The organism is Pseudomonas sp. NPDC096917 (assembly GCF_044762555.1).
GTDB lineage: Bacteria > Pseudomonadota > Gammaproteobacteria > Pseudomonadales > Pseudomonadaceae > Aquipseudomonas.
On record NZ_JBIWEO010000006.1, the window covers coordinates 139,946 to 165,101 of the forward strand.

The following is a 25,156-nucleotide window of genomic DNA, read 5'->3' on the forward strand; positions in this document are numbered from 1 at the left end:
AGCTATGGAACTCTTTGCCTACTACCGTTCAACGTCGTCGTACCGGGTGCGAATTGCGCTGGCGCTCAAAGGCCTGGATGCCCTGGTCGTGCCGATCAATCTGCTCTCGGGTGAGCATCGTCAGCCGGCGTATCGAGCGATCAACCCGCAAGGCCGTGTACCGGCCTTGCGCACTGACGAAGGCAGCGTGTTGATCCAATCCCCGGCGATCATCGAGTACCTCGAAGAGTGCTATCCGGCGGTGCCGTTGTTGTCCCAATCGCTGGTGACCCGAGCTCACGAGCGAGCGGTTGCGGCCCTGGTGGCGTGTGATATTCACCCGCTGCACAATGTCAGCGTGCTTAATCAACTGCGCCAATTGGGCCAGGACGAAGAGCAGGTGGCACAGTGGATCGGTCACTGGATCACTCAAGGTCTGGCAGCCATTGAGCAACTGATAGGCGATAGCGATTATTGCTTTGGCTCTGAGCCAGGGCTGGCGGACGTGTACTTGATCCCGCAGTTGTATGCCGCAGAGCGGTTCAACGTGTCGCTGGCAGCGTATCCGCGAATTGCGCGGGTAGCAGCATTGGCAGAACAGCACCCGGCATTTATCAAGGCGCATCCTGCGAATCAGCCAGATACACCGACGTAATCATGCAGGCGCTGGCGCAGGCTGTGATCTTTAGGTCTTAAAAATCAAAAGATCGCAGCCTGCTGTAGCTCCACGGAGGTGGCTTCTAAATTCTTACCTGCATATGTCTATAAGCTCGTAAATCTATGTAACTTATTCCCGCGCTCTTCAGCGACTTTTCTGTCACGGCCTATACTGGCGATTACCTTTCTCCGATCGAGGGCTGGTTCATGTTTGCTCTCATGCAAAGCGCTCATGTGGAGTCGCTGCACCTCAGCGTTGACCCTGTCACAGGACTCAAGGCTGTGATCGCTATTCATAGCAGTCGCCTGGGCCCAGCGTTGGGCGGCTGTCGTTACCTGGCTTATCCCAACGACGAAAGTGCGGTGAATGATGCCATCCGTTTAGCTCAAGACATGAGCTATAAAGCTGCGCTGGCCGGTTTGTCGGTAGGCGGGGCGAAGGCGGTGATCATGCGTGCGCCGCATGTTGAAAGTCGCGCCGCGTTGTTTGAAGCGTTCGGTCGTTGTGTCGAACAACTCGACGGTCGCTATATCACGGCAATCGATAGCGGGACTTCGACTGCCGACATGGACTGCATCGCCCAATACACCCAGCACGTCACCAGCACCACTGCGGCTGGCGACCCCTCGGCGCATACCGCCATGGGCGTGTTCGCCGGTATTCGCAGCACAGCGTCATCGCGCCTGGGCAGCGACAACCTCGAAGGCCTGCGGGTCGCGATCCAGGGGTTGGGCAAGGTAGGGTATGCGCTGGCGGAGCAACTGCACGCTGCCGGTGCTGAATTGCTGGTGTGCGATACAGACCCCGGCAAGGTGCGTCTGGCCATGGAACAGTTGGGGGCTCATCCAGTGGCGTGCGAAGCCTTGCTCAGTACCCCGTGTGACATCTTGGCGCCGTGCGGACTAGGCGGCGTGCTGAACTGGCACAGCGTCGCGCAACTGCGCTGTTCAGCCGTGGCCGGATGCGCCAATAACCAGCTGACCAACCTGCAGGTCGCCGACCAACTTGAGCGTAGGGGCATCTTGTATGCGCCCGATTACGTCATCAATTCGGGTGGTTTGATCTTTATGGCCCTTACCCATCAAGGGGCACAGCCAGAAGCGATCAATCAACTCTTACTGCGCATCAGCGAACGTCTGACCGGCATCTACGCCCATGCCCAAGCGGAAAAGCGCTCACCGGCCCGAGTCTCGGATGAATTGGCGAAGCGGTTGTTGTATCCCGAGGATTAAAACTCTGGCCTACCCTCTGTAGCCCCCCCTGTAGCAAGCTCGCGCTTGCTGGTGTGAGGTGCGCACGCACGTTTTGCCAGTTACTCGTCTGCCTCATTGCTCAGCTCGGCCAACGCCGCGGCATTGTTTTTAAAGGCTGCTGCGAATACCGCGCGGTTTTTGGCCATGTAGATACCGGCATCCTCTGCCTGTTTCTCGGTCAAGTCGGGGACATTTTTTAGCAGCACCACAGTGAGCGACTCAGCCAGCTCAAGCATTTGGTCATGCGCATCGGCGAGTTTTCGGTCCACGAAGGTAGTCTCCAAGTCGCGGGTACTGCGATACAGGGTTTCAACAGCCATAGTTGGCCTCGTCATCAGGTGCAGTGTTGGAGGGGAAATTCCCCCTGATCGGGTTGAAGCTAAACCACAAGGACTGCGCATTTAACAAATAACAAACGTTTTCACGGTCACTCATTCGGCAATCACTGTGTTTTTATACAGCTAAAAGCATAGGCCAATCGCCACGTTTTTAATAGTGACTTTTTTACTCTAGTGCAAGTGACGTGTCTAATCGCTGCTGACCATCATCTCACTGGCGGTGGGTGGCCTTTTTTCTGCATGCAGAAACCGTCACGTTCATTGCGGATGATCCGTTCTAATCGAATCAAGGAGCTGCATCGTGAGAGTAAACAAGGCTGAGAAGCTACGTCGCCGGGTACATGAACTGGCCGAATCGATGGGCAATCTGTTCGTTGAAACCTTCCACTACCTGGCGTTGTTTGCCATAGGTGCCGTCACGGCCTGGGCGGCGGTGATGGAATTTCTGCAGATGGTGGAGAAGGGCAACATTTCCATCGATGACATTTTGCTGCTGTTTATCTACCTCGAACTGGGCGCCATGGTCGGGATTTATTTCAAGACCAACCACATGCCCGTGCGGTTCCTGATTTACGTGGCGATCACGGCATTGACCCGCTTGCTGATTTCCAATGTGTCGCACCACAACCCGCCGGACATGGGCGTGGTGTATCTGACGGGGGCGATTCTGCTGCTGGCGTTTGCGATTCTGGTGGTGCGCTATGCGTCGTCGCAGTTCCCGTCCGTGAAGATCGAGAACCCGCACCGCAAGACGGGCGCCGGTTCTGGCGAACACCCGGAAGTGGAGAAGGGCGAGTTGTAATCCTGTATTGCGTGCAACCACAAAAAAGGGCGGGCTTACCAAAGTAAGCCCGCCCTTTTTAGTGCGCCTTGGGCGCTGAATCAGCTATTGATGGCGAGTTCCTGCTCTTTTTCCAAAAACTCTTCTTCAAGCAAAGCGTCAGGGCTTTGTTTTTGCTCTTTCTCTTCAAACCCTTCAACGGCAAGTTTAGGGGTGTGTTTGCCACGCAGTTTGCCGAACAAATGCTCCAGAGCGTGCTCCAGTTTGGTCGCAGCGCCTTCAACGGCGAGTGTCAGTTCATTCGCCTTGTGGGACACAAGGATGGGTTGATGACCTTTTGGACGAGCCTCCATTTTGCAGAGTTTGTCTTTTGGACCGGATTTGCCACCGTTCTCGTCGGTTACATGCACGATCACTCGAGTCAGGTCTAACAAATGACGTTCGAGCGTAACTTCAACTGTAGCTGTCACCCAATTTTGGGTACGTACGTCAACAGCGATGTTCTTATCGGAAAAGACTTCAGTTTGCATAATTCTTCCCTTCTCTAGCGTGCTCGTGTGAGTTCTGACGGCCTCACGACTCAAAGGTTCATCGTCAGCGCTCAGTTACAGTGTTTGAGCCGATGAGCAAATATTTCAAGCACTATTTTCAATAAAAAACATTCGCCTTGATCGGTGTCAGTCTTTGGCAGGGACAAAAGCCCGCGTGTGCGGGCCATGGCTGATGTATATCAAAATGCGACAGAGCTTTGGACATACAGCTGTGCCAGCAAAAAGGCCCGCTTGACCCGGGAGGGCAGGCCGGCGAGCAATTGATCCTGCACAGCCCGTCATCTCGTTTTGCATATGAGAATATTTATCATTAATATCTGGTTACTTTTCTGACTTCCGCATCGACGCCCATGATCCCTCCCGAACACAAGGATGGTCCTGGCAGTGAATCGCGCCATGGACGTGCGCATTTTCTGCAGGTGTTTTTATCCCAGCGCCCGCAAATGGAAGCGCTGGTGAGTCGTCGCGTGGGCTGTCGGGCTACCGCTGCCGATCTGGTTCAGGATTTATTTCTGCGGTTCTGGCGACGGCCCCTGGTGCAGGTCGAGGAACTGGGCACTTACTTATTGCGTTGTGCGGGCAATATTGCGATCGACCACTTGCGCAGCGAAGGCACCCGAGATCGGGTCAACCAGCACTGGCAGTCCGATCCTGATGCTCTAGGCAGCGAACCTCAGGCGGCACTGGAGGCGGGTAATGATTTGCGTCAGGTAGAAGCGGCCTTGCGTAGCCTGCCTGAGCGCACGCGACATATCTTTTTGCTCAATCGCATTCACGGTCGCACCTATGCCGACATTGCCAAGGTCATGGGCGTGTCCCAAAGCGCTGTCGAAAAACATATGATGCGCGCCTTAGAGGCCTGCAAGGCCAGCTTGCGTGAGCCGCCAGGGGCAGCTTCGTGACCTCTCATCCGCCTATCCAGGTGACACCCGAGCAGGAGCGCATGGCGCTGCAATGGCTGAGCGTGCTGCACGATCAGCCGGACAGTGGTGATCAGGCCACCTTCAGCCGCTGGCTGCAAGCCGACCCTGCCCATGCGCAGGCTTACGCCCAGGCGCAAGTGGTGTGGGAATTGAGCGAAGTGGCCGGTAGTACCTTGGCTAACGAAGATGCGCGGGTGTTGCAGCGCTACCTCTCCCAGATGAATGGGAGCCGTCGCAGTCGCATCGCGCGCTGGTCCGGGGGGCTGGCAGTGGCGGCCTGCCTGTTGTTGATGGCGGGCGTTTTGGCGGGCTGGCAACCGATGCGCTGGGTGAATGACTTGGGCGCCGATTACGTCAGTGCGCCGGGACAAGTGCGCACGCTGACCCTGGCCGATAAATCCGAAGTCACGCTGGGCGCCGACAGCGCCATCGCGGTCAACTTCAACGCCCGTGAACGCCATGTCGAGTTGCGCCGTGGCGTGGCGTTTTTCCATGTAACCCATACTGGCCTGCCGTTTGTGGTAGACGCCGACGGCGGTGAAGCGCGGGTACTGGGCACCGAATTTGAAGTCCGGTTGCAGTTGCGCGGGGCACAGGTCACGGTGTTGTCCGGGCGGGTCGGGGTCAAGGCTGACAAAGATGCGCCGCAGCAGATTCTCACCGCCGATCAACAAGTGGCCTACGGCTCTGGCGTGGCAGAGGCTGTGCAACGCGTCGACAGCCTCGCGCAATTGGGTTGGCGCACAGGCTGGCTGACGTATTACAAGACGCCCATGGTAGACGTTGTGGCCGACCTCAAGCGTTATTACCCAGGCCAGATTGTGCTGCTGAACGCTCAATTGGGAGAGCGGCGCATCAGCGCCAGCTTCCCCAGCCAGGACCCGCAAGCGGTGATCAACTCACTGCAAGGCGTGCTGGGGTTTGAACAGCACAATGTGTTGGGGCGGGTGATTGTTCTGCGTTGAGTGTGATCGCAGGTACTTTTTTCGCTGGGAGCCGTATCAACATTATTTTTCAATCTCAGGTGAGGTATACCCCGCGCCCATCCGTGTAGTGCTTGAAAATGCGAAAAATTCGCATTCCGTAACAGGTCACACACAGGTCATGAGCATGAAGTCCAGGGCAAAGTCGGCGGCAGGCGGTTCGGTAAAGCGGTGGTTGGGCGCGGCGGCGCTGATGATGGTGGGCCTGGCGCTGAGCCCGCTGAGCGTGGCGCTGGCGCAGGGTGCTGCCCAGCAGCAATCCGTGGCCCTGTTTGATTTCAATCTGCCCGCTAAGCCCTTGCCTCAAGCGCTCAACGATTTCAGCCGGGTCACCGGCCTCAGTGTGGTCTACACCGACGACGCTCCATTTGGCCTGCAAGCCCCTGCCGTCAAGGGCCGTATGAGTGCTGACCACGCCTTGCAGCAATTATTGGCGCAGTCGAGCTTTAACCTCCGCCGTATCGACGGTAAAACCTATGCCCTCGAACCCCAGCCGACCGAGGGGGCCTTGAACCTGGGTGCCACCAGCATTACGTCGCAGCTGCAAAACGACGCCACGTATCAGCCACCGGCCACCACCTCGGTGATGCGCGGCACAGGCTCGTCGATGGAAGTCCCGCAAACCATCAACGTGGTACCCGCTCAGGTCATTCGCGATCAGGCGCCGCGCAATCTGGATGACGCCCTGAACAACATCAGCGGCATTACGCAGGGCAACACGCTGGGCAGCACCCAGGACTCGGTCATGAAGCGCGGTTTTGGTGACAACCGCGATGGTTCGATCATGCGTGATGGCATGCCGATTGTGCAGGGGAGGGCGCTCAATGCCACTGCTGAGCGAGTCGAAGTGCTCAAAGGCCCGGCCTCGTTGTTGTACGGCATTCAAGACCCGGGTGGCGTGGTCAACGTGGTCAGCAAAAAGCCCCAATTGCAGGCGTATAACGCGCTCACGGTTCGAGGCTCGAGTTATGGCTCAGGTAAGAATGGCAGCGGCGCCAGCCTGGACAGCACCGGCCCGATGGGGGATTCGGGGCTGGCTTACCGGATGATCGTCGACCACGAAGACGAAGATTACTGGCGCAACTTTGGCGTGCATCGCGAGACGCTGGTAGCGCCCTCGCTGGCCTGGTATGGCGACAACACCCAAGTGCTGCTGGCGTACGAACACCGTGAATTCCTGTCACCGTTTGACCGCGGCACCGCGATCAATCCCGCGACCAATCATCCGTTGGACATCCCGGCCACGCGCCGTCTGGATGAGCCGTTCAACAACATGGAAGGGCGTTCGGACCTGTACCGCTTTGAAGTCGATCATGACCTCAATGACGACTGGAAAGCCCACTTCGGTTACAGCTGGAACCGCGAAACCTACGACGCCAGCCAAGTGCGCGTGACCAAGGTCAACTCCGACGGCACCCTGACCCGTAGCATGGACGGCACTCAAGGCGCCCTCACCACCGACCGCTTTTCCACGTTCAGCCTGCAAGGCAGCGTCCAGGCGGCAGGTATGCAACATGATCTGGTGTTTGGCTTCGATGATGAATACCGCAAAATCTATCGCGCTGAATTGATCCGTCAAAACAGTAAGTCCACCTTCAGCTACCTCGATCCGGTGTACGGCAATGAAGTGGCCGGTACCACGGTCAGCGCCAAAGACAGCAACCAGACGGACTTGCTGCGCAGTGACTCGTTGTTTGCTCAGGACTCCATTCACCTCACCGATCAATGGATTCTGGTGGCCGGTGCGCGCTTGCAGAAGTATGACCAATTGGCCGGTAAAGGCATTCCGTTCAAGGCCAATACTGATACCAACGGGGTTAAATGGATTCCGCGTGCCGGTCTGGTGTACCGCTACACCGATGAGTTGTCCTTCTACGGCAGTTACACCGAATCGTTCAAGCCCAACTCCAGCATCGCCCCGCTGGATGGCGGTGTGGTGCTGGATTCGGCCATTGCACCCGAGCAGTCCAAAGCCTGGGAGTTGGGCGCCAAGCTGGATATTCCAGGGCGTATCACCGGTACGGTGGCGTTGTATGACATTAAAAAACGCAACGTACTGGTGTCGACAACCGTGGGCGCAGACACCGTTTACTCAACGGCGGGCCAGGTGCGCTCACGTGGCCTTGAGCTGGATGTCAGCGGCCAGTTGAGCGAGAACTGGAGCCTGATCGGCAGCTACGCCTACACCGATGCCGAAGTGACCAAAGACCTCACCTACCAAGGCATGCGCTTGCAGAACGTGGCCAAAAACAGCGGCTCGGTGTCGGCGGTGTATGACTTCGGGACCCTCATCGGCGGTGACAAGCTGCGGGTCGGTGCGGGCGCACGCTATGTGGGCGAACGGGCAGGTGATGCCCTGAATGACTTTGACCTGCCGGCCTACACCGTTGCCGATGCCTTCGCCACCTACGGCACCCACATCGAAGGGCAGAAGGTCAAATTCCAGTTCAACGTAAAAAACCTGTTTGACCGCACCTACTACACCTCGGCGGCCAGCCGAACCTTCGTCTCGATAGGTGATTCGCGTCAGTTCACGCTCTCCAGCACTCTGGAGTTTTAAACCCGATCTGTCACTCACGCAGGCTGCGATCTTTTGATGTTTAAGATCAAAAGATCGCCAGACACGTGCTCTTACAGGGGCCTAAAAGCGGCCCGGTATTCCCCCGGCGTGGCGCCCATGGCTTGCTTGAACCGATTGGTGAAATGGCTGGCGCTGGCGAAACCACACGCCAGGGCAATGTCCCCCAGAGCCAGTGAACCGTTGCGCAGCCATTCACGGGCGCGTGTCATGCGCCGGGCCAACACGTATTGGTGAGGCGGTACGCCGAAGCTTTCACGAAACATCCGCGCAAAGTGATAGGGCGACAGTGCGCATTGCGCGGCCAGTTGCCCGATGCTGATCGGTTCGGCCAGCGAGTGCTCAATATGCTCGACCAAGTGGCGCCGTTGCCAGGCGGCCAACCCGCCTTTGAGTTGTAGCCCGTCGCGCATTCCCACCTGACTCAACAACGCATGGTCGAGCACGGCGCTGGCCAGGCTGCTGGTTAGCAAACGCTCGCCCGGTTCGCTCCAGTTCATGTTGATCAACTGATGAAAGCGCTGGCTTTGCTGCTCATCGTCCTGAAACGTGATCTCGCGCAGTTGCAGGGTGCGGGGTTCACGGTCGAGCAACGTGATGCAACCCAGTGCGAATTGCTCTTGACTGACATACACGTGGGCCAGCCGGATTTCACCGTTAATGATCCACGAGGACTGATGCTCGGCGGGCAGCACGCAGAGTTTGCCGGGTGCGCCCCTGGCGCCCGGTTTTTCGCGGCGAAAGGTACCGGTACCGCCCGAGATGTAGCACGACAACGTGTGGTGAGTCGGCGCCTCGTAGCAACGCGCGTCATGATGGTTGCTCCACAACGCCGTAGCCATGCCGTCACCCAATTCGGCGCTGTGCTCCAGCCGGGCATTGGGCGAGCTGCCCATGGCTTGAAAGACTTGCAGGTTGTGCAGTGTGTGCATGATCAGATCTCCAACGTGTTGCATCCTACTCTGTCGCCCAAGGCCTGCCAGCCCCGTTCAAACAAAAGCGCAAGAATCTGCAAGTGCAGCCATGCGCCAGGCCACACACTGAAAGTCATTGACTGGAGTGCGCCATGAACCTGTTTTTATATGCTTTAACGGTACTGATCTGGGGCACCACGTGGATTGCACTCAAACTGCAACTGGGCGTTGTTGCGATTCCTGTGTCGATTGTTTATCGCTTCGGCCTGGCTGCGCTGGTGCTGTTCGCACTGCTGCTGCTCAGTGGTCGACTGCAAGTCATGAACCGGCGCGGCCACCTGATTTGCCTGGCTCAGGGCCTGTGCCTGTTCTGCGTGAACTTCATGTGCTTTTTAACCGCCAGCCAATGGGTGCCCACGGGGCTGATCGCGGTGGTGTTTTCCACCGCCACGCTATGGAACGCCCTGAATGCGCGGGTGTTCTTCAAACAGAAAATCGCCCGTAACGTGATCGCCGGGGGAGCCTTGGGCCTGCTTGGGTTGGCATTGTTGTTCTGGCCAGAATTGAGCGGGCACACCGCAACGCCTGAAACCCTGCTGGGGTTGGTGTTGGCCCTGATCGGCACGATGTGCTTCTCGGCGGGGAACATGTTGTCTAGCCTGCAACAAAAAGCCGGGCTCAAACCCCTGACCACCAATGCCTGGGGCATGATGTATGGCGCGAGCATGCTGGCGTTGTACTGCGGGATCAGTGGCATTGCGTTCAACATGGAGTGGAACGCGCGCTACATGGGTTCGTTGCTGTACCTGGTGATTCCGGGGTCGGTGATTGGCTTTACCGCGTACCTGACCCTGGTCGGGCGCATGGGCCCCGAGCGGGCGGCGTATTGCACGGTGTTGTTCCCGCTGGTGGCGCTCAACGTGTCTGCTTTTGTTGAGGGGTACCAGTGGACGGCACCAGCCTTGGCCGGGTTGGTGCTGGTGATGCTGGGCAATGTATTGGTGTTCCGTAAGCCAAAACCGATAGTTCTGCCTGAAAACAGCAAACGTTTGGCCTGATTGCGTGGCTATGGCTCAAAGGGGCGCAGGTGGTACATATCTAACGATATACGTGGGGGCAGGTCATTAGTCTCAGGGTTTAACTCCTGAGTAGCCCCCATGGCCCTTTTAGACAATAACCGACTGACTTCGCCTTTTTTATCCGCAACACACTGGGCCGAACAAGAGGTGTTCGATCATTTGCGTCAATCGCTCAAAAGCCAGTTCGCGTCACTGACCGACGCCGAGCAACGTCGTTACCGTCAGTTAGCGCATCAATATTCAACGGCTACCAAAAACGTAGAGCGTGAAGACAAAAGACTAAAAGAGGCGTTTCAAACGGAGGGTGTTGCCCGGATTCGGGCGAAGTTACTGGCGTTGACGGGCAAGGATCTGGACCCGCTCAAGGTCTATATACATACCCGGTACTTGCATACCCCGCAGAGGCCGCAGCAATTTCCCCAACGGCTCAGGCGCTCGCTCGATGCGACTGAGGATGAGCCGCTCCCGGAGCCACTCCCGCTGCTCGATGAAGGCACACCGATTGCGTATGTGCTGAGCATGACCCTGTGGGAGGCGGCCTGTTCGAACTATGGTTTTCTTGCCTATTTTGCGAGCTACAGAAGTGACAGCCTGGTCAATGCCAGCTTTATCAATGAATCGCCCGGCATCGACTTCAGAACGGCACAATTGCCTGACAACATCGATACAACGTCCATTATCCCCGCCAACACATTTATCGATGTGGCACGCAGTCTTAATCTGGGGGAAGCACTTCAAGTACGGATAGTGGAGGCTCTACTGCCCGACGCAAGCCTTCATGGGGTGTTAGGCACCCAGACAAAGGCGCATCTGCAGTTTAGTTTGATGGAGTTTTATAGAACCTGTGGTCCAAACCCGCAAAAGCGGGCCGCAGTCAAAGCACTCAGTGATGCAATGGACAGTGAATCCAGTGCCTTGAAGGTCACTCAAATAGTCCTGACGATCAAGTTCACGGCTGCGGAACTGTTGAGTGGCCAGGGATTTCATCCTCAAAGAGGATTTTCTATTTCAAGCCGGCTTGTACCCACTGATCGAACGGATGCCCATCAGTTCATCATCCCGTTTTATCAGATAGAGCTGCCGGGCACGGAGGGGATGTTCAGTTTTTTCCCTGGCCGCCCAGCGGGTGAACTGCGCTGGCACAGCTCTCAAACGCACCTGATCACGGATATGCGCAACCAGTTACTCAGGGATCGTGCCGAAAAGAATCTGGACTGGTTCAGGGCGCAGTTGTCCGAGGAAATCCTGGGCAAGTTGATGACGGTTGTTCCAGAGCCCGCAGGCGCGGGCAACTTTGGCTTTAACATCCAGGGTCAGTTGCCCCGTATCAGACGTGACTGGGTAGTCTTTGACGATTTGGGCTTCAAGGCTGTCCGTCATCAAACATCTCTGGAGGCACCGCTCTTTTATTTTCATTGCGGGCTCTATGCCAACCGAGCCCTGCAAATGGCGCAGGAGCGGTCAATCAAAGACTGGGAGGACCTGGTATCGGCGGTCAGCACCTTATTTGACGAGTTATCAAGTCTTTTATTGATCCCGGTACCCGGTGCTACCAAGGGGCTCTCCAAGGTCATTCTCTTACTGTTTTTGGGCAGCACGGTAAAGGATGTGTTCAGTGCGTTGGAGCAATCGTTCCAGGGTGATCACAGTGGGGGCGCACAACTGCTGCTGGACGCCCTGGATATGTTGGTCACCCCACTGCTGCACAGGAAGGCGGGCGCACTGGCTCAACGTCGTCACGCACAGTTGTTGCAACAGATGGGGCAACCCAGAACCTTTATCCGGGCAGATGGGCGTACTGATCTATGGCAAAGCGACCCGGCACGTTTCGCTGGGGTTCCCGCGTCAGTCACAGACAACATGGCGCTGGATGAGCAGGGTATTTATCGACATTCAGGGCGTGACTATGTCTTTCTGGAAAAAGACGGTCAGCGCTATGTCGTCGAAGTTGTGCGTAATCCTGACGGCACATGGCGGGCCATCGCCAAGGTCGAGCCGGGCGCCTACAGGCCGCCAGTTGTTTGGGATGAGGCTCAACGGCGCTGGCAATTGGCGTTGGATGACAGCCCTGGGCTAAGCGATAGCCAGTTACTGTGCCGGATGGTCAGCGGCATGACTGCCCAGGCGGCGCAAAGGGCGCTGGCTGTCAGTGCTGTGAGCCGGGCAGATTTACAGGTGCTATGGGCTGGAGGTCATGCACCGGCAGCGCTGACGGATGCGGTCACTCGGTTCCAGGCCGATCTTCAGCTCCAGCGTTGTGCCGATGGCTTGAACCGTTATGAGCATTCCCCCTCGGTGATCGAGCGCCCCGTATTGGCGTTAATACCCCGACTTGATTGCTGGCCAAAAGACAGCAGCCTCATAGTGCTTGATAGCGATAGCCCCATGATCGAAATGTATGGACAGACAACTCAAGTCATCAAATCGCTCAATGGGGTGTGGTTAAAGCGTCTGGATGATGGCGAGCTTGTTTCAACAACGTCTTCACTGCTCAAAGCGTTTCCTGACGATCTGTTAAGTGCGCTCATCAAGCAGTTATCACTGCCAACCGATGCGTTGCAGATGAGTCAGTTGCTGATCTCACAGCTTAATGAGCACAAAGAGGCTTTATTCACCGCCTTGACCGTGAACAAGGATGCTCTTCCTGTGGACGGCCTGCCAACCAGTCGCGATCTCACTTATCTACCGCTTGATTCCCCCAGAAAAGCCACGATTCCCCCAGCGATTTTCGACCTGCGCAAGGTACATCCCAGCCTCACAATGGCGCGCTGCTATGAGTTGCTGCGTCTTTATCCGGACCTGGCCAATCATGGCCAGCACCTTCATGAAACGCTTGAGCGGCGTGCATTGCTGGGCTCAAAGCGTTTGCCCGAGTCTGTGCATGAGGCCGTCCGCAAGGCCGAATTTTCGAGCAGGGTTGAATGCTTGCTGGATGCTGTTTACCACCCTCGCGGGTTTAATCCAGTCGTCGATCAATGCTTGCAGGAGCTGTGCACCTCGAAGCTCAAGCAATGGTTTGACGTTGATTTGATCATTTATCCCCCGGGCGAGAACGTCGTTGCGGGCGCCGGTTTTGAAAAATACCGCAAGAATGAACTGGGGTTCGTTGACCACGGAGCCGGGCGCTATTGGGCTTATGACATGCAGCTTCACACCCCTATACCCGCCGTGGCTGGGCCGGACAGTTTTTTTGCGGCATTGATTGCAGGTCTGGTGACTTCACCACGAATCAAAAGCCAGCTCAGTGCTGCACAGGTGACAGTGGGGGGATGGCGCCAGGCCATGGGCGATGAACTGGTTGCCCAACGTACCCCAGACGGATTCATTGATACGGCACATCCGCAAGTAGAACGCTATGCACTGGCTGACGTGGACGCCTCAAGCCAACTGGAACAGGATGCCCAAGGTATTTACACCCACAATGGTCGCCCCTGCGTTGGGCTGGATTTTCATTGTTATGAGGTTCAATCCCCGACGGATGGCTGGGTGAATGCGATCATCGACTCGAGCCGTTTTGCCCGTGCGCCGATTCCGGTTTATGGCAATGGTGAGGGGGCCTGGCGCCACCACTATGAGCAGCCGATGGAGTGGGACGGGCAGTATCTGTTGCAGCGTCTTGGGTACCGCGCGTCAGGTTTTAACAGCGATCAAATAACCGGCATTTTGCACGTCAGCAACACGACCGAGGACATGCTCAGGCGAGTGCATGTAAACCGTGAGCCAGTCCCGCCCCTGTTGGTTGATACGCTGCAACGATTCAGGCACGTTCAGCGCCTTGAAACCCTGGTGGTCAAGCGCGATGAACAGGTTGAGCGCTCATTGTTCGATGATATAGCCGATGCGTTTGACGGGGCGCATCCTGGCCTTTTGGCAAAGTTGACGTCTGCGCAGTTGGGAGCGCTCAGGCAGTCAATGCGCCCAGGCGATACTTATTTTGACCTGCTCACGGACACCCCTGACGAGTTGAGGTATGTACACGCGCTTTATCATTATTTGATCCGCTCAACAGGCGGCGTCACGCCTGCTTTGTTTGATGCGGTTGCGCAGGTCTCCGAGAACCAGCCTGGCCGACGAGTAGCCTTGTTAAAACGGGTCTTTCCCGGTTTGCCTGCGTGCATCGCCAGCGATCTGGTGCGCAGCGCCAATCGAACCGAAACCCGGCAGTTGAGAGAGCAGGGCCGTGTGCCGTTGCGGCTAGCAGAAGAAGCACGCGTTTATTTGCGGGAGTTAAGAGTCAACCGTGCCATCGAAGGCTTTTACCTGCCTGCCCTGCAAAATAACGACAGTGTGAGGTTAATGCTGGACGCGTTCGGCAAACAGCCCGGCTGGTCTGCGACGCTCAAGGTTGAGGTTCGTGAGGGTTCTGTTAACGGCACGTTGCTCAGTCAGTTGGGGCCCGACATTGGCGCTGTCCAGTTAACGCTTGTAAGAACTGGTCAAGGCTGGCAAGCCTTCTCGGTGCCCGCGCGCGACTTAAGCGTCAGCCCTCAGGATTTTTTCACGACGTTACTGGCAGCATTGCCGGACGCTGAGCGTACGGCTTTGGGCGACAACTATGCCGGTGGCAGCGAGTTGCTGAAGGAGAAACTGACCTTAACGGTTATCCAGAACCGCGAGCAGATCAACAGTACCTTAGGCATGGTGGCCAAGCGCCCATGGTTTGCCCCGCCCCAACGCTTGGCAGACGGGCGAATCGGTTACTCATTGAGTGGCCGGGGGGATGCGACAGACCGTTTTTTTGCAGATCTGGAGTTACGCAAACGCTACGAAAAAATATTTCCTGCCAGTGGCGCCAATTATGATTCAGTGAGGGCGCTAGAACAGATGCGTTCGCGTGGTTTGGACGTAGAGCAAGAGCTGACCCGACTTGAAGGCCAAGCCAGGGCGCTTCAGCAGCAGCTCACTACCTGGATCGAGCAAAAAGCCGACTTTGAAACGTATGACTATGCGGCTCAATTCCATAAACATGATCTGGCCAACGCTTTGATCAAGGCCTGGCGAAAGGAAGCGTCTGTTATCACGGGCTTATCGGGAAATGAGTCAGGTTATAGGTTGGAGCTGAAGGACTGGCGCGTCAGCACACTGCCCGTGCTCAGCGCTGATTTTTCACATATCCGTGAATTGACCCTCACGGGGCTGAGGGTGGGGGCCGGAATGGCGTTGGGAGTAGAAAGTAACATCAATCAGTTTCTGCGCCTGTTTGGCTCATTGAGGTCCTTGAAAGTGGAAGACTGCAGATTTGCGCGCCTCCCGCAGGCCCTAGGTCAGCTCTCCAGCCTGGTTGAGTTGTCGTTTGCTGGCAATAGAGTCCCTTTGCAACCCACAGATCAGCAGGCGCTGGCCGGGCTGGTCAATTTGCAGTATTTGAATCTGCACGGTTGTGTGTTGAGTGGGCGCCTTGATGTGACGCAACTGACTGAGTTGCGAGAATTAAACCTGTCGCAGACTCAATCATCCACTTGGCCGATGGGGGTGATGCAATTGCCCCATCTTACCCATCTGGATTTAAGCCATAACCAGATCAGTACAGTGCCGCCAGAGGTCTTGAATGGCCCGCAAGCCATCAATCGAGTCACCTCATTGCGAGATAACCCTCTGACAGCGGCTGCTATCGAGCAATTACAGGTTTATCAGGCCCGTACAGGCATCAACTTTGGCCTGCACCTTGAGGCCGATCACCCTGGGCGACTGGCGTTCGACCATGGGGTATGGCTTGACGGACTTGATGCTGATGAACGGCAAATGAGGCTTGAACAATGCCAAATGCTTCGAGAGGAACCCCGTGCATTACGCTTTTTTCAGGTGATTGATGACCTCAAAACCACCGCCGATTTTGACGCAGAAAAGCATGATTTAGTACGCCGGGTACAACGTGTGCTTGAAGCGGCAACCGAGAGTGAGCGCATACGTAAGGTCTTGTTTGACAGGGCATCGAAACCTACGGAGTGCTGCGACTCAGTCTCGCTTCTGTTCAGTCGCCTGGAAACTCAGGTATTGGTGTTCAAAGCATTGGCTGACGATGATCCGGTCCGAGCCGAAACGAGCTTGGCCCGGCTCATTCGGGGGCAGTTTCGCCTTAAAGTGCTGGATGCTTTTGCCGTTGAGGATGCAAGCCAAAGGAGCGATGCCCCTGATGTACTCGAAATAGGCTTCACTTACCGGCTAAGGCTGGCAGAGGCTTTAGAACTGCCTGCCCAGCCTCACCACATGAGGTTCCCATCTCTAGGCATTGTTGAGCCGCAGGCCATTGAGAGGGTCAGGGTTGCTATCTTGGCGATGGATAACAGCGTGCCCATGCTGGATCACATGATTAATGATCCCTTTTGGGACGAATTCCTGAGAGCACGTTATGCGCAACAGTTCGATGCCTTGTATAACGCCCACCTTACCGTCGTAGACGATCAAGATGTTTTCGACACACAGAGTTACGACAATGCGCTGCTGCCGTTACGCAACAGGCTCACCCTCCAAGCATTGGCCAACCTGAACATCCATTAAAATCAGGCGCCCGCGCCATGCGGGCGCCTGTTTACGTATCAGCCTTGCCAAACCTGCGGGTTAACCAAATCCTGCGGGCGCTCACCCAGCAGGGCGTTGCGCAGGTTGTCCAACGCACGATTGGCCATGGCTTCGCGGGTTTCGTGTGTGGCCGAACCAATGTGCGGCAACGTCACGGCGTTTTTCAATGCGAACAATGGCGACTCAGACAGCGGCTCCTTTTCGTACACATCCAAACCTGCGCCGCGAATCGTGTTGTTTTGCAGCGCTTCAATCAGCGCCGCTTCGTCCACCACCGGACCGCGCGAGATGTTGACCAGAATCGCGCTTTTCTTCATCAGGTTCAGTTCGCGATGGCTGATCAAGTGTTTGGTTTTCTCGCTCAACGGCACGACCAGGCACACGAAGTCCGCCTCGGCCAGCAACTGATCCAGCGTGCGGAACTGCGCGCCCAGTTCTTGCTCAAGCTCGGTCTTGCGGCTGTTGCCGCTGTATAGAATTGGCATGTTGAAGCCCAGACGGCCACGACGGGCGACGGCGGCACCAATGTTGCCCATGCCGACAATGCCCAGGGTTTTGCCATGCACATCGCTGCCAAACAACGCAGGTCCCACGCTGGCCTTCCATTCTCCGGCCTTGGTCCAGGCATCGAGCTCAGCGACGCGGCGGGCACTGCTCATGATCAGCGTAAAGCCCAGGTCGGCGGTACTTTCAGTCAGTACGTCGGGGGTGTTGGTGAGCATGATGCCGCGCTCGTTGAAGTAGTCGACGTCGTAGTTGTCGTAACCCACCGACACGCTGGACACCACTTCGAGGTGTTTGGCGTTTTCCAGCTGCTGTCGACCCAATTTGCGGCCTACGCCGATCAAGCCATGGGCGTGGGGCAATGCCTCATCGAACTGAGCGCTGATGTCGCCCAGCTTGGGATCCGGCACGATGACGTTAAAGTCCTGTTGCAGGCGCTTGACCATTTCTGGCGTGACGCGGCTAAAGGCTAGTACGGTTTTCTTTGCAGTGGAAAGGCTCATCGGAACAAGGCTCGTCGGCTGTCGGGAATGTAAGCACGCTAACATTCCCGCCGAAAATGTGCAGCCCTGATTGGCGTTTGCGGGAGCGGGCTTGCTCGCGACAGGGCGCTGAGGGTATTCAAAAAGACTGCGTTGCTTGTATCGCGAGCACGCCCGCCCCCACCGACACTTCCTCTCAGCTGTACGTGGCCAGTTCGGCCTGATGCGCCGCCAACAGTTCTGGCAGGGAGCTGCGCAAGTACTCGACCCAGGTTTTGATCTTGGCATCCAGGTACTGGCGCGACGGGTAGATGGCGTACAGGTTCAGTTCCTGCGAACGGTAGGTGGGCAACATGCGCACCAATGTGCCATTGCGCAGGCCGTCGATGGCGGCATACAGCGGCAGCACGCCGACACCCATGCCGCTGGTGATCGCGGTGCGCATTGCATCGGCCGAGTTAACCAAAAACGGCGAGGAATTGATCAAGACCATTTCCTGGCCCTCAGGCCCTTCAAATACCCATTTGTCCAGTGCAATCACCGGGCTTACCAGGCGCAGACAGGCATGGTTGAGCAGGTCGCTGGGCTTTAGCGCGCGGCCGTGTGTTTTTACGTAGTCGGGCGAGGCGCAGACGATGCTGTAGGTGATGCCCAAACGCTGTGACACAAACCCCGAGTCCGGCAGTTCGGAGGCCAGCACGATAGAGACGTCGTAGCCCTCGTTAAGCAAATCCGGCACGCGGTTGGCCAAGGTCAGGTCGAAGGTGACGTCCGGGTGGGTCTTGCGATAACAGGCAATGGCGTCGATCACAAAGTGATGTCCGATGCCGGTCATGGTGTGGACTTTGAGCTGGCCTGCCGGGCGCGAATGCGCATCGCTGGCTTCGGCCTCGGCTTCTTCAACATAAGCCAGAATTTGCTCACAACGCTGCAAGTAACGTTTGCCGGCTTCAGTCAGGGCAATGCGTCGAGTGGTGCGGTTGAGCAACCGGGTTTGCAGGTGCGCCTCAAGGTTGGAGACCGCGCGCGAGACGTTAGCGGTGGTGGTGTCCAGCATGGCAGCTGCGGCCGTGAAACTTCCGGCTTCGGCTACGCAACTGAAGGCGCGCATGTTTTGCAAAGTGTCCATGGAGTGCTCTCAAGGGGCGGTATAGGGGACAACAACAAAGGGGCAGTAGTAAATTGTGACACGAAGTTTCGAAGTTTATAGGCCGGTTTGCATTCGACCAACGGATTATCCCAAGAACGGTAATAAAGATTCACAGTAATGCCAGCTTATCGTTGCGCTTGCCAAGTCATAGACTTCTCTATCTCAAGTCTTCCCCCCCCCCCTATGTCAGGAATTTGCAGCAGTGCAGCGTCGCATCAGCAGAGAGCTTAAAGCCCTCAGTGTTCTGGCTTTATCGTTGGCATTAAACGGTTGTATCGGTTTCGGTGGCATTGCACCCAAAGGTGAAATGCTCGATGCCAATGCCTTGGCCACTGACGAGGCGATTAAAAGCGCCGCGCAAGACGCAAACTGGCCAAAGACCCAATGGTGGCACGCTTATGGCGATCCGCAATTGGACAGTTGGATCAGTCTGGCTGTTCAGGGTAGCCCAACTATGGCCATTGCCGCCGCTCGTGTACGTCAGGCCAAGGCAATGGCAGGTGTGGCTGAGTCTGCTGAATCGCTGCAAGTGAATGGCGAGTCGACGCTTAAACGCCATCGCTGGCCATCGGACCAATTCTATGGTCCCGGCGATCTGGACAGCGCTAACACTTGGGACAACAACGCTCAGTTGGGTTTCAGCTTCGCCCTTGACCTGTGGGGTCGCGAAAGCAACACCACCGAGCAGGCGGTGGACATGGCGCACATGAGTGTTGCCCAAGCGCGTCAAGCGCAACTTGAATTGCAGAACAACGTGATTCGCACCTACATCCAGTTGTCGCTGCATTACGCGCAACTCGACATCATCGAATCGACCCTGCACCAGCAAGAGCAAATTCTCGACCTGGCGCAAAAGCGTCTGGACGGTGGCATCGGGACTCATTTTGAAGTCAGCCAGGCGCAAGCCCCGCTACCCGAAACCCATCGCCAGATCGACGCACTGGAAGAAGAAATTGCTCTGACGCGTAACCAGTTGGCTGCGCTGGCGGGTAAAGGCCCGGGGGAGGGCGCACGCCTCAAGCGTCCAACGCTGGCGCTGAACACTGCACTCAAGTTGCCTTCCACCCTGCCAGCCCAACTGCTCGGCCAGCGCCCTGACGTGGTTGCCAGTCGCTGGGAAGTGGCTGCTCAAGCGCGTGGCATAGACGTCGCTCATGCGGGTTTTTACCCGAATGTCGACTTGGTCGGCAGTATCGGCTTCATGGCCACCGGCGGCACAGCGCTGGGCTTTTTGACGGCTCAAAAAATGAGCTACAACGTAGGGCCGGCGATTTCATTGCCGATCTTTGATGGCGGCCGCTTGCGTTCAGAGTTAGGCGCGGCGTCGGGTGGCTATGACCTGGCAGTGGCCAAGTACAACCAGACGCTGGTGAATGCGCTCAAAAGCATCTCTGACCAGTTGATCAAGCGTGAGTCGATGGACAAGCAGCAAGCGTTCGCTGCCGAGTCGGTGGCGGCTGCGCAGAAGACCTACGACATCGCCATGATTGCTTACCAGCGCGGGCTGACCGACTACCTCAACGTGCTCAACGCGCAAACCTTGCTGTTGCGTCAGCAGCAAGTGCAGCAACAGGTAGAGGCGGCGCGACTGAGTGCCCACGCAGAACTGGTCACCGCGCTGGGTGGCGGGTTGGGCGCAGGCAGCGACGTGCCTAAAGATGACCGCTATGTGCCGAACAAACCGCCAGCGGTCATGGCCCTTTTCGATCACTGATACAGCGGTCCAGCCCTTTAGAAGCCAGCTTGCTCCTTTCAAGTTCGCGAGCTCGCTCCTACAGGTCACATGCGATTTCTGGAGATGTAAATGAACCATTTGCCCGCCCCGGTACGCTGGTTGTATTCGCTGGAATGGCGCCGAGGCTTTTTTGACTGGGCGCGCAGCGATGGCGTGACCTGGGTGCATATTTTCAAAGTATTGATTGCCGCGTTCCTGACCTTATGGCTCGCCATGCGCCTGGAACTGCCGCAACCGCGCACGGCGATGATCACCGTGTTCATCGTGATGCAGCCACAAAGCGGCCAGGTATTCGCCAAAAGCTTTTATCGGTTTTTGGGCACCCTGACGGGCTCGGCAGTGATGGTGGCGCTGATTGCGCTGTTTGCCCAAAACACGGTGCTGTTTCTGGGTGCCCTGGCGATTTGGGTCGGCATCTGCTCGGCCGGTGCCGCGCGTTGCCGTAACTTTCGCGCTTACGGCTTCGTTCTGGCCGGTTACACCGCCGCCATGGTCGGCCTGCCTGCACTGGCACACCCGGACGGCGCGTTTATGGCCGCCGTGTGGCGGGTGCTGGAAATCTCGCTGGGCATCTTGTGTTCTACCGTTGTCAGTGCCGCTATCTTGCCGAAAACGGCGGGGGCAGCGATGCACGATGCGCTCTACAAACGCTTTGGCGTGTTTGCAGGTTTTGTTGCCGAGGGCCTGCGTGGGCAGTCGACACAAGAAGCCTATGAAGCCAGCAACGTGCGCTTTATTGGCGAAAGCGTGGGCCTGGAAGGCATGCGCAGCGTGACCGTCTTCGAAGACCCGCACATGCGTCGTCGCAGTGGCCGTCTGAGCCGCCTGAACAGCGAGTTCATGGCCGTGACCACTCGATTCAACGCCTTGCATCAACTGCTGGCGCGGTTGCGCACGCGGGGTGTGGAGGCTGTTATCTCGGTCGTTGAGCCTGAGATGGAATTGCTTGCGCAACTGCTCGACCCGTACAGAGGCCGTTCACTGACCGATAAAGACGCCGTGGTATTGGCCGAGCAACTGGCCGCTTTCAAGGAGCGTCTACCGGGGCATGTGCGTGCGCTGCGCGTCAGCTTTCTCGAAACCCAACCCAGCGATACGGACTTCCTGGACTTCAACACCGCCTTTGAACTGCTGTTCCGCTTTGTTGACGATTTGCACAACTACGCGCTGACCCATGCGTCGCTGGCCGACCACACACACGAACGTGAGCGTTGGGATCAACCTTTTATCTCGCAGACCAACTGGTGGTCAGCGGCGGCCTCAGGGATTCGGGCGGCGTTTATCCTGGTGGTGCTGGGCACCTACTGGGTGATGACGGCCTGGCCCAGTGGCGCCACCATGACCCTGATCGCGGCCGCCACGGTCGGCCTGTCGGCGGCAACGCCCAACCCCAAGCGCATGGCTTTTCAAATGGCCTGCGGCACGTTCATCGGGGCGATAGTGGGCTTTGTCGAAATGTTCTTCGTGCTTCCGCATATCGATGGCTTCCCGTTGCTGTGCCTGGTATTGACCCCCGTTATCGTCTTCGGCTCGTTCCTGACCTCGCGGGCCAACTACGCAGGGGTTGGCCTGGGTTTGCTGATCTTTTTCAGCACCGGCTCGGTGCCCGACAACCTGACGCTCTACAACCCGTACCAGTTCATCAATGACTACATCGCTATGGTGCTGGGCATGTTGGTGTGCGCGGCGGCGGGGGCAATCATCCTGCCACCCAACAGCCGCTGGCTGTGGAGCCGCCTGGAACAAGACTTGCGTGAGCAAGTGGTATACGCCATCAGCGGCAAGTTGCGCGGTTTGAGCTCTAGCCTCGAAAGCCGTACCCGTGACCTGATGCACCAGGCCTATGGCTTGGCTGCTGGCCAGCCCAAAGTGCAGCGTGAACTGCTGCGCTGGATGTTCGTGGTGCTGGAGGTGGGGCACGCGATCATCGAACTGCGCAAAGAACAGGCGATTTTGCCGGTACATCCGGCGTATGCCGAATCTCAGCCGTGGCGTCAGGCCATTCGGGTGATGGGCCGCTCACTGGTGCGTTTGTTTATCGCCCCCAGCGAAAACAACCTCGAGCGTGCGTTAATCGCCGTCGATCACGCCATCAGCCGGGTCCAGTCTACCGACGAGCCGTTTGCCCGGAACTTTGACACCTCGGCGTTGGTGCGGGTGCAAAGCTACCTGCACTTTATTCGTTCTTCACTGCTCGACCCGCAATCGCCGCTGGCGGCTTACGCCCAGCCGCAAGGACTTGAAAATGCCTCGTGAAATCGCCTTCCACGGCGTCTACATGCCCACTATGACCCTGATGTTTTTTATTGCGGCGGGGTTGGCGTGGGGCTTTGACCGACTGTTTTCCGGCTACGACCTGTACCGCTTCTTCTGGCACCCGGCGCTGCTGCGCCTGAGCCTGTTTGCATGTCTTTTTGGCGCCATGGCGCTCACTGTTTACCGTTGAGACTGATCCGATGAAAAAGTTCTTTAGTCTGCTCGCCACCCTGCTGGTTTTGGCCCTTGCGATATGGATCGGCCGCACCCTCTGGGAGCATTACATGAACACCCCGTGGACCCGAGATGGTCGGGTACGGGCTGACATCATCAACGTTGCTGCTGACGTGAACGGCTACGTGGTCAACGTGCCGGTCAAAGACAACCAATTGGTGAAAAAGGGCGATGTGCTACTCGAAATCGACCCTGAGCACTACGTCATTGCCGTAAAACAAGCCGAATCGCTGGTGGCTTCACGCAAGGCCACCTGGGAAATGCGCAAAGTGAACGCCCGTCGCCGGGCCGACATGGACAACCTGGTGATCTCGCGTGAAAACCGTGATGACGCGAGCAACATTGCCGACTCGGCACTGGCTGATTACCAGCACGCACAGGCCCAACTGGACGCTGCAAAACTCAACCTCAAACGCACCAAAGTGCTGGCCACGGTCGACGGCTATGTGACCAACCTCAACGTGCATCCGGGGGACTATGCGCGGGTCGGTGATCCCAAAATGGCGGTGATCGACATGAACTCGTTCTGGGTCTACGGCTTCTTTGAAGAAACCAAACTGCCGCACGTTCGCGTGGGTGACAAAGCCGAGCTGCAAATGATGAGCGGCGAAGTCTTGAAAGGCCACGTAGAAAGCATCTCGCGTGGTATCTACGACCGCGACAACCCCGAGAGCCGCGAACTGGTGGCTGACGTCAACCCGACATTCAACTGGGTGCGTTTGGCCCAGCGGGTGCCGGTGCGTATCCATATCGACGAAATCCCTGATGGCTACTTGTTGGCGGCAGGCACCACCTGCACCGTGATCGTGGAGCAGGACGACAAATAACCTCGCAGGCGCTGTCGCGAAGCAACCGTGTCTTTATCGATGGTTGGTGTGCATCTGCGTTTTATGTATCGCGGCTTTTTACGGGGTTCGTTTTTACAGCGAATCCCGAGCCTTGTAGCCGCCAGGGTCCTCCGCGGCTACAAACGTTGTGTTCACCGCGGACCGGGCTTGTGATCTTGATCTATCCCGCGACTTCGGGAGGCCGTACGTAGGCGTCAGGCCTTTTTGCTTACTTTGTGGCTGTTTGACAAAAGTGAGCCGCCGTAAGGGCGCAACCTGTAAAAAAGCCGTCATACATCAAAAGCATGTGCACAACAAACGCCGTCGCTACGCATCCCCGCTAAACCGCTCAACCGGTTTAACTTCAGCAAAACGTCTCATGCAAATGACGCCACACCACCTTTCCATGGCCATCACGCTCAAACACCACCGTAGCCCGGCGATCATTGCTCACAGCATTGGGCCATTCTTGCAACTCGCGGTAACTGATCACCGCACCTTGCTCATACAGCGCAAGCCCCTTGAACTCGCTGAGCGTAATTCTCAACCCTGGGCGCATGCCCCGCAGTGGCTCAAACAATCCCTCCAAACCCTCCAGATCCAACACTGAACCACTGGGCGTAATCATCGAAAACTGCGCTGAAAAACGCGCCAGCAACGTGGGCAAAACGCCAGGATCTTCCCCGCTAAACCAATCCTCAATCTCGGCAAGCGTTTCAGTCACCAGGTCAAAGTAGCTCGAATATTCGGTCATCACTATTTCCATATCAGGGCGCCAGCAAGGCCAGCACGCGTGGGGTGTCTAGGCGTAATACGGGGACAAGCGGCACCAGGGTCAATGCACTACCGATGGCAAAGCATAGGGCAAAGGCGTGTGGCGTCGAGGTGATTGTGCTCAAGGCAGCGAACAACGCCATCATCCGCGCCGGGCCGAGCAAAAAACTCAACTGACGGTTGATATTCCACAGCGCGCTGACGTGGCCCTGCGTCTCGGTAAAGTGTTCGACTCCAGTCACCGGGCCGTGCAGTTGAGCACTTTTGAGATTCTGCCCGTGGCTTCGCCCGCATTCATCGCCAGCCTGGCGTCGATCAACCGTGTGCAAGCCCTAAAACATGGCCCTATCAGCCTAACCCGGCCAAAGCCTGGATCAGGGCTGACAACTCCTCCGTGTTGCAAGCCTTTGCGCTGACCGGGCAGGGCGTGGCGATCTTGCCGGACTGGCTGATTGAGGGCGACTTGCACGCAGGCAGACTGGTGCACCTGTTACCCGGCTGGCAACTCACTCGCCAAGGGGTTTATGCCTTGTATCCGGATACCCGGCACCTGCCACTGAAAGTTCGAGTGTTTATTGATTTTATGAAAGCGCATGGATAAGTAACGACTCGATACTGAAGTTACAACTGGAGTGTTT

20 protein-coding genes are annotated in these 25,156 nt (G+C 57.0%); 13 read left to right on the forward strand and 7 right to left on the reverse strand.

Going from position 1 to position 25,156, the window contains the following annotated elements; translation table 11 throughout:
* The first annotated feature begins 4 nt into the window (after positions 1-4).
* Both maiA and ACIQYF_RS09150 read left to right on the forward strand, forming a co-directional pair.
* Positions 5-634 carry a maleylacetoacetate isomerase gene (maiA, locus tag ACIQYF_RS09145; RefSeq protein WP_402859806.1) on the forward strand — a complete coding sequence of 210 codons (630 nt, stop codon included), beginning with the start codon at positions 5-7 and terminating at the stop codon, positions 632-634.
* Positions 635-843: 209 nt separating this feature from the next.
* A complete protein-coding gene (locus ACIQYF_RS09150; protein WP_402859809.1) occupies positions 844-1,869 on the forward strand; it encodes a Leu/Phe/Val dehydrogenase in 1,026 nt (341 codons plus the stop codon).
* Positions 1,870-1,949: 80 nt separating this feature from the next.
* Here the strand turns inward: ACIQYF_RS09150 and ACIQYF_RS09155 are convergent, their stop codons facing one another.
* Positions 1,950-2,210 carry a YebG family protein gene (locus ACIQYF_RS09155; protein WP_402859812.1) on the reverse strand — a complete coding sequence of 87 codons (261 nt, stop codon included), beginning with the start codon at positions 2,208-2,210 and terminating at the stop codon, positions 1,950-1,952.
* Between the two features lie 319 nt (positions 2,211-2,529).
* On the opposite strand from ACIQYF_RS09155, the gene ACIQYF_RS09160 reads away from it, so the two are divergent.
* Complete coding sequence (locus ACIQYF_RS09160; protein ID WP_019410844.1) at positions 2,530-3,030, forward strand: phosphate-starvation-inducible protein PsiE; 501 nt, start codon at positions 2,530-2,532, stop codon at positions 3,028-3,030.
* 80 nt (positions 3,031-3,110) lie between these two features.
* Here ACIQYF_RS09160 and ACIQYF_RS09165 read toward each other — a convergent pair whose 3' ends face one another.
* Complete coding sequence (locus ACIQYF_RS09165; RefSeq protein WP_402859817.1) at positions 3,111-3,539, reverse strand: HPF/RaiA family ribosome-associated protein; 429 nt, start codon at positions 3,537-3,539, stop codon at positions 3,111-3,113.
* 371 nt (positions 3,540-3,910) lie between these two features.
* On the opposite strand from ACIQYF_RS09165, the gene ACIQYF_RS09170 reads away from it, so the two are divergent.
* The 3 genes from ACIQYF_RS09170 to ACIQYF_RS09180 all read left to right on the forward strand — a co-directional run bounded on the left by ACIQYF_RS09170 (position 3,911) and on the right by ACIQYF_RS09180 (position 8,026).
* Complete coding sequence (locus tag ACIQYF_RS09170; protein ID WP_402859820.1) at positions 3,911-4,462, forward strand: RNA polymerase sigma factor; 552 nt, start codon at positions 3,911-3,913, stop codon at positions 4,460-4,462.
* Positions 4,463-4,503: 41 nt separating this feature from the next.
* Positions 4,504-5,448 carry a FecR family protein gene (locus ACIQYF_RS09175; RefSeq protein ID WP_402860135.1) on the forward strand — a complete coding sequence of 315 codons (945 nt, stop codon included), beginning with the start codon at positions 4,504-4,506 and terminating at the stop codon, positions 5,446-5,448.
* A 145-nt stretch (positions 5,449-5,593) separates the two neighbouring features.
* Positions 5,594-8,026: a TonB-dependent siderophore receptor gene (locus ACIQYF_RS09180; RefSeq protein ID WP_402859823.1), complete on the forward strand. Its 2,433-nt coding sequence runs from the start codon at positions 5,594-5,596 to the stop codon at positions 8,024-8,026.
* 71 nt (positions 8,027-8,097) lie between these two features.
* On the opposite strand, the gene ACIQYF_RS09185 is transcribed toward ACIQYF_RS09180, so the two are convergent.
* Complete coding sequence (locus ACIQYF_RS09185; protein ID WP_402859826.1) at positions 8,098-8,976, reverse strand: helix-turn-helix transcriptional regulator; 879 nt, start codon at positions 8,974-8,976, stop codon at positions 8,098-8,100.
* Positions 8,977-9,110: 134 nt separating this feature from the next.
* Here ACIQYF_RS09185 and ACIQYF_RS09190 point away from each other — a divergent pair, with 134 nt between their 5' ends.
* Positions 9,111-10,016, forward strand: a complete 906-nt coding sequence (locus ACIQYF_RS09190; protein ID WP_402859829.1) for a DMT family transporter — start codon at positions 9,111-9,113, stop codon at positions 10,014-10,016.
* Between the two features lie 99 nt (positions 10,017-10,115).
* Positions 10,116-16,535 (forward strand): NEL-type E3 ubiquitin ligase domain-containing protein, encoded by a 6,420-nt coding sequence (locus ACIQYF_RS09195; RefSeq protein WP_402859832.1) that lies wholly within the window; start codon positions 10,116-10,118, stop codon positions 16,533-16,535.
* Positions 16,536-16,573: 38 nt separating this feature from the next.
* Here ACIQYF_RS09195 and ACIQYF_RS09200 read toward each other — a convergent pair whose 3' ends face one another.
* Positions 16,574-17,563, reverse strand: coding sequence for a 2-hydroxyacid dehydrogenase (locus ACIQYF_RS09200; protein WP_402859835.1), 990 nt, complete (start codon positions 17,561-17,563; stop codon positions 16,574-16,576).
* A gap of 175 nt (positions 17,564-17,738) precedes the next feature.
* Positions 17,739-18,671, reverse strand: a complete 933-nt coding sequence (locus ACIQYF_RS09205; RefSeq protein ID WP_402859838.1) for a LysR family transcriptional regulator — start codon at positions 18,669-18,671, stop codon at positions 17,739-17,741.
* A gap of 223 nt (positions 18,672-18,894) precedes the next feature.
* Here ACIQYF_RS09205 and ACIQYF_RS09210 point away from each other — a divergent pair, with 223 nt between their 5' ends.
* The 4 genes from ACIQYF_RS09210 (at position 18,895) to ACIQYF_RS09225 (ending at position 23,744) form a co-directional block, all read left to right on the forward strand.
* Positions 18,895-20,406, forward strand: a complete 1,512-nt coding sequence (locus ACIQYF_RS09210) for an efflux transporter outer membrane subunit (RefSeq protein ID WP_402859841.1) — start codon at positions 18,895-18,897, stop codon at positions 20,404-20,406.
* Positions 20,407-20,496: 90 nt separating this feature from the next.
* Positions 20,497-22,683 carry an FUSC family protein gene (locus ACIQYF_RS09215; protein WP_402859844.1) on the forward strand — a complete coding sequence of 729 codons (2,187 nt, stop codon included), beginning with the start codon at positions 20,497-20,499 and terminating at the stop codon, positions 22,681-22,683.
* A complete protein-coding gene (locus tag ACIQYF_RS09220; protein WP_016781859.1) occupies positions 22,673-22,873 on the forward strand; it encodes a DUF1656 domain-containing protein in 201 nt (66 codons plus the stop codon). The genes ACIQYF_RS09215 and ACIQYF_RS09220 overlap by 11 nt, the downstream gene beginning before the upstream one ends.
* A gap of 10 nt (positions 22,874-22,883) precedes the next feature.
* On the forward strand, positions 22,884-23,744 hold the full coding sequence (locus ACIQYF_RS09225; protein WP_402859849.1) for an efflux RND transporter periplasmic adaptor subunit: 861 nt from the start codon (positions 22,884-22,886) through the stop codon (positions 23,742-23,744).
* Positions 23,745-24,108: 364 nt separating this feature from the next.
* Here ACIQYF_RS09225 and ACIQYF_RS09230 read toward each other — a convergent pair whose 3' ends face one another.
* Both ACIQYF_RS09230 and ACIQYF_RS09235 read right to left on the reverse strand, forming a co-directional pair.
* Positions 24,109-24,498: a DUF4440 domain-containing protein gene (locus ACIQYF_RS09230; protein WP_402859852.1), complete on the reverse strand. Its 390-nt coding sequence runs from the start codon at positions 24,496-24,498 to the stop codon at positions 24,109-24,111.
* Between the two features lie 13 nt (positions 24,499-24,511).
* Positions 24,512-24,847 (reverse strand): hypothetical protein, encoded by a 336-nt coding sequence (locus ACIQYF_RS09235; protein ID WP_402859855.1) that lies wholly within the window; start codon positions 24,845-24,847, stop codon positions 24,512-24,514.
* Between the two features lie 65 nt (positions 24,848-24,912).
* Between ACIQYF_RS09235 and ACIQYF_RS09240 the strand changes: the two genes are divergently transcribed.
* Entirely contained in the window at positions 24,913-25,119 is a 207-nt protein-coding gene (locus ACIQYF_RS09240) for a LysR substrate-binding domain-containing protein (RefSeq protein ID WP_402859858.1), read from the forward strand.
* Positions 25,120-25,156 lie beyond the last annotated feature (37 nt).